The organism is Clostridium psychrophilum, assembly GCF_018861705.1.
In the GTDB taxonomy this organism is placed as follows: domain Bacteria; phylum Bacillota; class Clostridia; order Clostridiales; family Clostridiaceae; genus Clostridium_AD; species Clostridium_AD psychrophilum.
The window spans coordinates 1-11,652 of sequence record NZ_JAHLEC010000100.1 but is presented as its reverse complement, the minus strand read 5'-3'; the positions used below and the strand labels follow the sequence as shown (position 1 = coordinate 11,652).

Annotated in this window: 9 protein-coding genes; 8 read left to right on the top strand and 1 reads right to left on the bottom strand. The window is 31.7% G+C overall.

Translation table 11 applies throughout. From position 1 onward, the window contains the following. Nucleotides 1-441 precede the first annotated feature (441 nt). From KPL38_RS15440 to KPL38_RS15405, 8 genes are all read left to right on the top strand, one after another. The gene (locus KPL38_RS15440; RefSeq protein ID WP_216290055.1) at nt 442-2,451 is read left to right on the top strand and encodes an oxidoreductase; all 2,010 of its coding nucleotides are present in this window, start codon (nt 442-444) and stop codon (nt 2,449-2,451) included. 534 nt (nt 2,452-2,985) lie between these two features. Further along, nucleotides 2,986-4,542: an ABC transporter substrate-binding protein gene (locus KPL38_RS15435; protein WP_216290054.1), complete on the top strand. Its 1,557-nt coding sequence runs from the start codon at nt 2,986-2,988 to the stop codon at nt 4,540-4,542. Between the two features lie 77 nt (nt 4,543-4,619). Further along, complete coding sequence (locus KPL38_RS15430; protein WP_216290053.1) at nt 4,620-5,624, top strand: ABC transporter permease; 1,005 nt, start codon at nt 4,620-4,622, stop codon at nt 5,622-5,624. Between the two features lie 13 nt (nt 5,625-5,637). Next, nucleotides 5,638-6,537 (top strand): nickel transporter permease, encoded by a 900-nt coding sequence (gene nikC, locus KPL38_RS15425; protein WP_216290051.1) that lies wholly within the window; start codon nt 5,638-5,640, stop codon nt 6,535-6,537. 13 nt (nt 6,538-6,550) lie between these two features. Then, nucleotides 6,551-7,528 (top strand): ABC transporter ATP-binding protein, encoded by a 978-nt coding sequence (locus tag KPL38_RS15420; protein WP_216290050.1) that lies wholly within the window; start codon nt 6,551-6,553, stop codon nt 7,526-7,528. Nucleotides 7,529-7,530: 2 nt separating this feature from the next. Next, nucleotides 7,531-8,493 (top strand): ABC transporter ATP-binding protein, encoded by a 963-nt coding sequence (locus KPL38_RS15415; protein ID WP_216290049.1) that lies wholly within the window; start codon nt 7,531-7,533, stop codon nt 8,491-8,493. A 250-nt stretch (nt 8,494-8,743) separates the two neighbouring features. Then, nucleotides 8,744-10,498 carry an ABC transporter ATP-binding protein gene (locus KPL38_RS15410; protein ID WP_216290047.1) on the top strand — a complete coding sequence of 585 codons (1,755 nt, stop codon included), beginning with the start codon at nt 8,744-8,746 and terminating at the stop codon, nt 10,496-10,498. 179 nt (nt 10,499-10,677) lie between these two features. Next, the gene (locus KPL38_RS15405) at nt 10,678-10,929 is read left to right on the top strand and encodes a hypothetical protein (RefSeq protein ID WP_216290045.1); all 252 of its coding nucleotides are present in this window, start codon (nt 10,678-10,680) and stop codon (nt 10,927-10,929) included. Nucleotides 10,930-11,047: 118 nt separating this feature from the next. Here KPL38_RS15405 and KPL38_RS15400 read toward each other — a convergent pair whose 3' ends face one another. Then, a complete protein-coding gene (locus tag KPL38_RS15400) occupies nt 11,048-11,542 on the bottom strand; it encodes a C1 family peptidase (protein WP_216290044.1) in 495 nt (164 codons plus the stop codon). Between the last annotated feature and the right edge of the window lie 110 nt (nt 11,543-11,652).

The following is an 11,652-nucleotide window of genomic DNA, read 5'->3' as shown; positions in this document are numbered from 1 at the left end:
ATTGTTCTATGCCCAGAATGTGATGCAAATATGATAATCAAAGGACGATGAGATTATCATATTTGCTTGGCATAAGGGTTTTTACTCGACCGTAGGGAGATTTTGTTCTTTTGTTTTGTTATTTTTAACGTTCCACTATTAGTGAAGGAGTAAACACCCATTACTCTTTCACTATAGAAAATATTTGGTAAAAAAGGAATTTTTATTAGTATTATTTACAATAATATACTAATGAATAATACAAATAAGGAGTAATTAAAATTAATTATTTCAAGATATGTAAACATATACATTATAATAGTGGTAAAATGAATTTACCACTATTAATTATTCAATACACTATGTTGATTATCAATTGTTAAGTCACATTTTTATACGCAGAGTTTAAGTTCATAAGTAAAAATATTAGATTTTGCAAAACTATATTAAAAATATGGAGGAATGAAAATGAGAAAAAACAAACTGTTTGAAACAATTAAGATTGGAAATGTTGAAATTAAAAACAAAATTGCAATGGCACCAATGGGAGCATTTGGCTTAATCTCAGATGATGGCGCATTTAATCAAAGAGCTATTGATTATTATGTAGAAAGAGCTAAGGGTGGAACTGGACTCATAATAACAAGTATAGTTAAAGTAGAAAATGAAATAGATAAAACAATAATGCCAGCTTTCCCTTGCGCAACTGGAAATCCAGCTAAATTTATTCAGACATCTTCAGAACTTACTGAAAGAGTACATGCTTATGGAACAAAGATATTTCTTCAGTTGACTATGGGATTTGGAAGAAGTGGAGCTCCTATTTTAATGGCAAAACAACCAGTTTCCGCTTCGGCAATTCCAAATTATTGGGATCCATCTGTTACATGTAGAGAATTATCAACGCAGGAAGTAGAAAAGATAGTAAAAAAATTTGGTGAGGCTGCAGCGATTGCTAAAGCATCGGGTTACGATGGAATTGAGGTACATGCAGTACACGAAGGTTATTTGTTAGATCAATTTACGCTCGCAATATTTAATAAAAGGACGGATAAGTATGGTGGAGATTTAAGAGGTAGATTAACGCTTCCTATTGAAATACTTCATGAAATCAAGAAGAATGCAGGGCAGGATTTCCCTGTTGGCTTAAGATATAGTATAAAGAGTTGTATAAAAGATTGGAGACAAGGTGGACTACCAGGCGAGGCTTATGAAGAAAAAGGCCGAGACCTAGAAGAGGGTCTAGAAGCTGCAAAGATACTAGAGGAAGCTGGATATGATGAATTAAATACTGATGTTGGTACATATGACGCTTGGTATTGGTCTCATCCTCCTATTTATCAAAAACATGGATTATATTTGCCGTATACGGAGCAATTAAAGAAAGTGGTAAAAATTCCTGTTATCGTAGCAGGTAAATTGGATACTCCTGGCATAGGAGAAAAAGCTTTAGTAGATAATCAAGCAGATATGATATCTCTTGGTAGAGGACTTTTAGCAGATCCATATTGGCCTAGAAAAACTTTATTAGGGCAAGAAGAAAGAATTCGTCCTTGTATTGGATGCCATGATGGATGTCTTGGAAGAGCTTTTGAAAATAAACCATTATCTTGCGCTGTAAATCCAGCAACAGGACGGGAAAGGTATTATGAAATAAAACTTACCAATAAGCCTAAAAACATAATGGTTATTGGTGGTGGACTTGCAGGTATGGAGGTATCTAGAATATCTAAAATGCGAGGACATAATGTCACTCTTTATGAAAAAACTAATGAATTAGGAGGACACGTTATAGCTGGTTCAAAGCCAGATTTTAAGCTTGATGATAGAAGACTGCTCGATTGGTACAAAAACGAAATGAAGGTTTTAGATGTTAATTTAGTAATGAATACTAAAGTGACAGAGAAAATGATAGATACATTAATACCTGATGCGGTTGTTATAGCAACAGGGTCTAATGAAGTAATGTTAAATGAAGTTCCTGGAATTAATAAAGATAAGGTTTCGACCGCAACAGATGTGCTAGATGGTATTAAAGTTGTTGGTAAAAATATAATTATGGTAGGTGGAGGACTCGTTGGTTGTGAGACTGCTTTATGGCTTGCTCAGCAAGGCAAAAAAGTAACGATAGTGGAAGCTTTTACTGACATTTTAAGTTCAGGTAAACCTATCCCACATATGAATAAAATAATGTTAATTGATTTATTAAATATTAATAAAGTACAAAAGATTACGAATACTGCTTTATTAGAAGTAACTGATGAAGGGGTAATATTAATTAATAACAAATTTGGTAAGAAGGAAATTAAAGCAGATACTGTGATTTTAGCAGTTGGTTTTAAATCAGATCGAGAATTATTTTATAAAATGAATGGCAAAATAGCTGACTTATATATTGTTGGAGATGCAAATAATGCCACAAATATAATGAATGCTATTTGGACTGCAAATGAAATAGGGTTAAATATTTAATTAAGGCATAAATAAATATTCAAAAATTAATAGGAGCTAAAATCGTTAATACAAAATGATTTTAGCTCCTATATTTATATCTATGTTTTATTTGTTACTAACTTTATTCGACAGGTATTTCATGTTTTTGCTTAATATTTTGTCTTAGGTATTAATATATTGAGCAAATTTCAATATAATTTGATTCAATTAGCAAATATTTAAATACAATTGCTCTAATAGATATTTAATTATTATTAAATAAACTTGGAATCTAATTCATATCAACGATAACTTATGAAATAAATTTAAAACTAAAATTCATAAGATTATAAGCCGTAGCATATATTAGCCTTATATAAGAATAATATATAAAAAAATGATCCTTATAAAATATAACTTGCATTATAAACTGTATGATGCTAAAATAGGCTAAATAATTAAATGAATACATATCATTAATAACTTGCTGTTTTTTAAAAATTCAAACAATTAAAGTGGCAATGCTTATTATGATAGTTTAATAATGATATACATTTTAGGGGGGCAAATAATATGAAAAGAAAATATCTTGCTATTATGCTAACGGGGGTGCTTGTATTAAGTGCAGCACTTACGGGTTGCACGGGAAGTTCAACCAAGACTGCGGTAAAAAAGACATTAATTTATTCTCAAGGAGCTGATCCTAGAGGACTAGATCCGGCTTATGTAGATGATGGAGAGTCAGCTAAGGTTATAGTTAATGTTTATGAAGGTTTGCTTAAATACAAGGAAGGGTCTACTGACATTGAACCTAGTCTTGCTACGGATTGGAAAATTAGTGCTGATGGAAAAGAATATACCTTTAACTTAAGAAAGAATGTTAAGTTCCAAGATGGAACACCTTTTAATGCTGATGCTGTAATATATAGCGTTGGAAGACAACTTCCTCCAAAGGCAACAGATGATATGCCTTATGCATCTTTTACTTTTGGACCAGTAGCTAAACTTGAAAAAACAGGAGATTATTCAGTTAAATTTACGCTTAAAAATAAATATACTCCTTTTTTAGCAAATCTTGCTATGTGTCTTGCAGCTCCAATCGTAAGTCCAACAGCAGCAAAAAAATATGGAACTAAATTTGTTGAAAACCCGGTTGGTACAGGACCATATACTTTTGTATCATGGGACAAAAATCAGTCAATAAAACTTAAGAAAAATGATACCTATTGGGGAGCTAAACCAAAGGCAGATAACATAGTATTTAAGTTTACAAAAGAAAATTCAGTTCGTGCAAGTGATTTAATGACTGGTGGAACAGATATAATTGACGGTGTTGACCCTAATGATATTGCAAAATTAAAATCTAGCAATATGAAAATATACCAAACTGAAGGAATGGATATTAATTATATGGGATTTAATTGCTCAAGAGCACCATTTAATGATGTTAAGCTTAGGGAAGCTATTTCTCATGCTATTAATCGTGATGAATTAGTTAAATATCTATATCAAGGATATTCAAGTGTAGCTAGCAGCCCGCTTCCATCATTTATGCCTGGTTATGATAAGAGCGTTCAGCCATATAATTATGATGTAACAAAAGCAAAACAAATGCTTAAAGATGCTGGGAAATCAAACTTAAAGGTTAAGATTATTACTTATTCTAATCCAAGACCTTATAATACAGTTGGTGGACAAAAACTTGCAGAATCAATTCAAAACTACTTAGCAAAAATTGGAGTAACTGCAACAATAGATTCTTACAATTGGACTGATTACAAAGCAAAACTTGCTAATGGAGAAGGAGATATATTTCTTTATGGTTGGACAGGTGATAATGGGGATGCAGATAACTTCCTCTCGCTTGTTGACTCAAAAGAGATTAAGTCTACTTTGAATTCAGCTCAATATTCAAATCCTGCAGTTGATGCTTTACTTGTAAAAGGTAGAGAATTACCAAATGGAGAAGCAAGAAATAAAGTTTACAAGCAAATTCAAGAGATAATTGCAAAGGATGCACCATGGCTTCCAATATCACATGCACAGGCTCTTGCAGCATATTCACCTAAGGTTACTGGGTTTAAGATACATCCAACTGGAACAGTGTTCTTTAGTGGTGTAGATAAATAAGTATATTTAAAAATATTCTAGGTGGAATACCGCAATAAGCGATATTCCACTTTTTAAGATTTAAAGAGGAGGTAACCATGGTTAAATATATTATTAAACGATTGCTTTTACTAATACCTGTTATGCTGGGGGTATCAATACTTGTTTTTTTGGTTATGCACATGTTTACCACAGATCCGGCCGCTACAATACTTGGACAGCATGCAACCCAAAATCAAATTATTGCTTTAAGAGAACAACTTGGACTTAATAAACCTATTTATTTTCAATATTGGGATTTCCTAAATGGCATACTTCACGGGAATTTGGGTAATTCGCTTATGTCAAAAACTCCAGTATGGGATGAAATAATGGCACGTTTTCCAGCTACAATTGAACTTGCATTGGCATCTGTTATATTTGCTTCAATTTTCGGAATAATTATGGGAGTTATTTCTGCAATTAAACAAAATTCAATTATTGATTATATCTGTATGATAATATCATTACTAGGTGTATCTATGCCTATATTTTGGTTAGGATTAATTTTTATACTAATCTTTGGGGTGCAACTTCATTGGTTGCCGGTTTCTGGGAGAATAGATATAGGCCTTGAACCAATTAAGATTACAGGTCTTTATTTAATAGATTCTTTAGCTACAGGTAATATGCCAGCATTTTTGAGTGCTTTAAAACACCTAATTATGCCAGCGGTAGCACTTGGATCAGCATCCACTGCTATTATTGCAAGAATGACTCGTTCCACTATGCTTGAAGTTGTAAGACAGGACTACATTAGGACAGCTAGAGCAAAGGGTCTGTTAGAAAGACCAGTTATATTTGGACATGCACTTAAAAATGCTTTAATTCCAATTATAACAGTAATAGGACTTCAACTGGGATCATTATTAGGTGGAGCAGTATTAACAGAAACTGTATTTTCATGGCCAGGAGTTGGTAAATACGTAGTAGATGCAATTTTAGTCACAGATTATCCAGTAGTGCAAGGTACAGTTATGATGATGGCAGTAATTTTTGTGCTTGTTAATCTAATCGTGGATATAATTTATGCGTTTATAGATCCAAGAATCAAGTATTCTTAAAGGAGTGTTATAAATGAAAACTAAATCAATAAATGAGAATGAAGAAACAAAATTGCCACAAGCTCCTAAAGAAGAATCTAAATTTGGAAATGCATGGTATATGCTTAAAAAAAATAAAGCAGCCTTAGTAGGGCTTATAATAATAATAATTTTACTATTCATTGCAATTTTTGGACCATTAATAATGCCTTACAAGCCAAACATAGGGGATTTGTCACAAAGTCTTCAAAAACCATCTAGTGCTCATTGGTTTGGAACAGATGAGCAGGGACGTGATATTCTAAGTAGGATAATAGATGGTACTAAAATTTCTTTAAGAGTTGGTATTACAGCCGTTGCAATAGCATTATCTATAGGGATATTTGTAGGGTCTCTAGCAGGGTATTATGGTGGTAAGATAGACATGTTAATTATGAGATTTATGGATATTATGCTTGCATTTCCTTCATTATTGCTCGCAATTGCATTTATGAGTGTATTAGGTAAAGGTATAGACAACGCTATAATTGCAATAAGTATTGTTACGATTCCTGAATATGCAAGAATCGTTAGAGGATCAATACTATCAATTAAAGATAGTGAATATGTTCAAGCTGCAAGAGTTATAGGAAATGGTGATGCAGCTATAATATTTAAGCACATATTGCCTAATGTAATTTCACCTATAATTGTGCGCACGACTCTTGGAGTATCTAATGCTATCTTAGATACGGCGGCACTTGGATTTTTGGGACTAGGAGTACAACCTCCACAAGCAGAGTGGGGAAGTATGTTAGGGGCAGGACGTGGGTATTTTTATAATGCACCTTATATAATACTTTTTCCTGGTATAGCTATAACTCTAACTGTGCTTGCTTTTAATCTATTTGGTGATGGACTCCGAGATGCTTTGGATCCAAAGCTTCATCAGTAAGGGGGATAACATAATGTTATTAGAAGTTAAAAATTTACAAACTCAGTTTAGAGTTAAGGGCGGCCTTGTAAATGCAGTTGATGGGGTTGACTTCGAGGTGGATAAAGGTGAAATATTGGCAATTGTTGGTGAATCGGGAAGCGGCAAAAGTGTAACTTCGTTATCAATTTTGAGCCTTATACCAAATCCACCTGGAAAAATCATAGGCGGAGAAATTATATTTAAAGGTGAGGATTTATTAAAGAAAAGTAAAAAAGAAATGCAAAATATAAGGGGAAATGAAATATCTATGATATTTCAAGAACCTATGACTTCTCTAAATCCTGTATACACTATAGGAAAGCAAATATCAGAAACTATAATTAGACATAGAAAGTTAAAAAAACGAGAGGCAATGGCTGAGGCAGTTAAGATGCTTGAACTTGTAGGTATTCCTACTCCAGAGAAAAGAATAAATGATTATCCGCATCAATTAAGTGGTGGTATGAGGCAAAGAGTAATGATCGCTATTGCACTTTCGTGTACTCCGGAATTACTTATTGCAGATGAACCTACAACAGCTCTTGATGTTACTATACAAGCTCAAATACTGGAACTAATTGTAAATTTGAAAGACAAACTTAGTACCGCGATTCTTTTAATTACACATGATCTTGGAGTAGTTGCAGAGACAGCAGATAAGGTTGTAGTAATGTATTGTGGTAAGATTGTTGAAAAAGCAACTTCACTTCAGCTTTTTGCAAAACCATTACATCCCTATACTGAAGGACTGCTACTCTCAATTCCCAAGGTAGATGAAAAGGTAGATGAGTTATATATGATTCCTGGAATGGTGCCTAATCCTCTAAATATGCCAAGGGGATGTTCTTTTAGTGATAGGTGTAGTAAATGCATGGACATTTGCACGCAAAAACAACCGGAACTTGTGGAATATGAAGGTAGAAAAGTTCGTTGCTTTCTATATAGTGATAAACCAGAAGGGAAGGTGTAAATATGGAACCATTATTAGAGGTCAAAAATTTAAAAAAATATTTTCCTGTAAAATCAGGGGTATTTGGTAGAACTACAGGCTTTGTTAAGGCGGTTGATGGTTTATCATTTAATATTTATAAGGGCGAAACCTTAGGACTCGTTGGTGAATCTGGTTGTGGTAAATCAACTACTGGTAGAATGATAGTCAATTTGATGGCTCCAACATCAGGACAAGTAATCTTTGAAGGACATGACATAGCTAAACTATCAAAAAAAGAGCAAAAAAGCATGAGAAAAAATATTCAAATCATCTTTCAAGATCCCTATTCTTCTCTTAATCCAAGAATGAACATTGGGGATATAATAGCTGAACCAATGAAGGTAAACAAAACAGAAAGAAAAGAGGATATAGAAAAAAGGGTTTTATCATTACTTAATTGTGTTGGACTTGCTAGTTTTCATAGGAATAGATACCCTCATGAATTTAGTGGTGGTCAAAGACAAAGAGTTGGTATAGCAAGAGCTCTTTCTTTAAATCCAGAGCTTATAGTTTGTGATGAACCAGTATCTGCATTAGATGTTTCAATACAGGCACAGGTACTAAATTTGCTTCATGATTTGCAAAAGGAATTTAATTTAACTTATCTATTTATCGCGCATGGATTAAATGTAGTTAAACATGTAAGCACAAGAGTTGGTGTAATGTATTTGGGAAAGATGGTTGAAATTGCAGATGGAGACATACTTTACAATGCACCTAGACATCCTTATTCACAAGCATTACTATCAGCTATTCCAATACCAGATCCAACTAAGAAGAAAAGTAGAATAATATTAACAGGGGATGTGCCAAGTCCAATTAATCCACCTTCAGGATGTGGTTTCCATACTAGATGTTTTAAGTGCACAGAAAAATGCATAAAAGAAGAACCTAAGTTTAAAGATATAGGTGATGGACATAGGGTGGCTTGCTGGAATTTGTAAATATATAAAAAATAGACAATTTAATGTTGTCTATTTTTTATGTACTTCGTACAATCTCATCATTGTCTAAACTAATTGAATAAACAAAATCATGGTAATCGTTTATACTACATTGACTCAGGATATAATTTAATACTTGATATGTGGAATAGTATAATAACGTCAATTAATATGATACAATTAAGTTTATAGAATTTAATGATTTTAAGTGTTATTATATTTTTTTTATAAAAACAGAAAGGGTGAAATTATGGACATTTTAAAAAAATTTATTAATTATTACAAGCCTTACAAGCTTCTTTTTTTTGTAGATATGTTTTGTGCATTAGTAGTTTCTGCTGTGGATATATCTTTTCCGGTAATTCTTAGTTATTTATCAAAAAACTTTTTTATTAGAGATAAACAATTTATTCTTCACACCATAGGTTTTATTGGGATAGCATTGGTTTTTATGTATGTGATAAAATATTTTTGCCAATATTTTATAGCTACTTGGGGACATATTATGGGAGCTAGAATGGAAAATAATATGAGAAGAGATTTATTTAGTCATCTTCAAAGTTTACCATTTTCCTATTATGATGAGAACAATACTGGAGAAATGATGTCCAAGCTAATATCAGATTTGTTTGATATTTCAGAACTTGCACATCATGGCCCAGAAAATGTATTTATTTCGGCTTTGAAAATATTAGGATCATTTACAATATTATTATTTATAAATGTGAAAATGACCCTTATTTTGTTAGGAGTTACTCTAATAATGATATTCTTTTCAACCTTTCAAAATATGAAAATGAGGAAAATATTTTTAGAAAACAGGGAAAAAACAGCAAATATAAACTCTACTGTACAAGATAGTTTGTCAGGAATTAGAGTTGTAAAATCATTTGCTAATGAAGAAGTAGAAAAGAAAAAATTTAATAAACGAAATAAAGATTACTTAGATTCTAAAGTAGAAAGTTATACTGCAATGGGTAAGTTTATTGCGGGAAATACTTTTTTTGAAGGAATTTTATATGTGGTAATAATAGTAGCTGGAGCGTTATTTATTACTGATGGTTCTTTAAAGGTATCAGATCTTGTGGTCTATGCTCTTTACATAAATATATTCATAAACCCTATTGATATATTAATTAATTTTACAGAACTATTTCAAAAGGGATATGCAGGTTTTCAGAGGTTTATGGAAGTTATAGAAACAGTACCTGTTATAGTGGACAAAAAAGATGCTATAACTCTTACCAACGTAAAAGGAAATATAGAATATAAAAATGTATTTTTCAGTTATGGTGACGAACATAATGTATTAAGTGATATAAGCATAAAAATAAAGGCTGGTAGAAACATAGCACTTGTGGGTCCTTCCGGAGGCGGGAAAACTACTCTTAGTTCGCTTCTTCCAAGATTTTATGACATAACTTCCGGAAGCATTACAATAGATGGAAAAGACATAAGAGATCTTACACTTGAATCTCTTAGAAATTCTATTGGTGTTGTACAACAAGATGTATATATGTTTGCTGGCAGTGTAAAAGAAAACATTGGATATGGCAAGCTTAACTCCTCTGATGAAGAAATTATTGAGGCAGCTAAAAATGCTAATATTCATGACTATATAATGGGACTTGATGAAGGGTATGATACTTACGTTGGGGAACGTGGAGTAAAACTTTCTGGTGGACAAAAACAGAGAATTTCCATTGCAAGAGTATTTTTAAAAAATCCTCCAATTTTAATTTTAGATGAGGCAACTTCAGCACTGGATAATGAAAGTGAGAGACATATACAAAATTCTCTTGAAAAACTTTCTAAAGATAGAACTACAATAGTTATAGCTCATAGGTTAAGTACAATAAGAAATTCGGATGAGATAATAGTTATTAATGATGAGGGTATACAAGAAAGAGGCAATCATAAAGAACTTCTTAAAAAAGAAGGAATATATGCGTATTATTATAATATGCAATTTGAAGGATTGGATTCTAATAGTAAAATTTTTTAGATATTAAAATGGACAGTGCAAAAGCAAAAGTGCCCCAATTGTAGGATAATAAAACTATAATTGGGGAATTTTTTATACTACAATAATCATATAATGTTAGAATTAACCTTTTTATATAATATTTTTCATGATTATAACATAATATAATTAAAAGATGAAAAAAGAGGAGGAAAAATATTATGATAAAAGTTGATTCAAAAAAAATAGAAGCTTATTTAAACAAAAAATGGAGAGTTAAAACATGCCCAATGTGTGGCACGAATAATCTGAAAATACAAAAAAATATAGTTGAATTAAATGAATTTGATAATGAAATATTACCTGACGGAACACAGTATGCTAGAATTTCTGCAGTTCCAGTTATTTGTATGAATTGTGGCAATGTAATTTTGGTTAGTGCCGAATTGTCAGGAATAATGCCAGAAGAATAATGTTTTTTATTTGAACAATCAATAAAATAAACAATGTTATATACAAAACAATAATTGCTTTTATAGCAAGTGTTTATTACAAATACAAATAAAAAAACATCTAAAAACAGATGTTTTTTTATTTGTTCATTATCCAATAATCAAAGGTATAACTAGTTAAATAGTCATAAGGCATATAAAAATATCCATTATCGCCCCAAGCAGATCCCCACGAATTTCTGATTATTAAATAATTATCTGCATCTACATAACCCACAACTAAAACAGAATGGCCACCTAGATTTTGCTCTATGGGTAATGGCATTGGCATTTTACCTGTTTTTGCTATTTCATTATTTTCAAAACTTTCAAATACATCCATACCAAGTATTACCAGTTTTGACAATGATAAGGCTTGTTTTATATCACTTAAATTATTTAATGCAATATATGAACTTATTGTATATTGTTTTGCATTAATAATTGATTCTTCTTTTGGTGGAATTGTAAATTTAGATATATCATAAGGCATAAGTGATTCTTCACATATTCCATTTTTATTTATTGATTTTACATTATCTCTATTTGTTGCTCCACTATCTTCATTAACAGTACCTTCTATTTCTCTTACCATATAATATGATTAAGCCACAAAAAGCTATATTTTCTCCGGTAGGAGTTAAGCTATTTCAAATTTTAGGCTATGCCTCTTGAAAATATTGTAAATTAATATGAAAATTTCAA

Bases quoted from the DNA above. Each gene is read 5' to 3' on its own strand.
- KPL38_RS15420 (WP_216290050.1), top strand. From the start codon at position 6,551: ATGTTATTAGAAGTTAAAAATTTACAAACTCAGTTTAGAGTTAAGGGC.
- KPL38_RS15415 (WP_216290049.1), top strand. From the start codon at position 7,531: ATGGAACCATTATTAGAGGTCAAAAATTTAAAAAAATATTTTCCTGTA.
- nikC (WP_216290051.1), top strand. From the start codon at position 5,638: ATGAAAACTAAATCAATAAATGAGAATGAAGAAACAAAATTGCCACAA.
- KPL38_RS15435 (WP_216290054.1), top strand. From the start codon at position 2,986: ATGAAAAGAAAATATCTTGCTATTATGCTAACGGGGGTGCTTGTATTA.
- KPL38_RS15400 (WP_216290044.1), bottom strand. From the start codon at position 11,542: ATGGTAAGAGAAATAGAAGGTACTGTTAATGAAGATAGTGGAGCAACA.
- KPL38_RS15430 (WP_216290053.1), top strand. From the start codon at position 4,620: ATGGTTAAATATATTATTAAACGATTGCTTTTACTAATACCTGTTATG.
- KPL38_RS15440 (WP_216290055.1), top strand. From the start codon at position 442: ATGAAAATGAGAAAAAACAAACTGTTTGAAACAATTAAGATTGGAAAT.
- KPL38_RS15410 (WP_216290047.1), top strand. From the start codon at position 8,744: ATGGACATTTTAAAAAAATTTATTAATTATTACAAGCCTTACAAGCTT.
- KPL38_RS15405 (WP_216290045.1), top strand. From the start codon at position 10,678: ATGATAAAAGTTGATTCAAAAAAAATAGAAGCTTATTTAAACAAAAAA.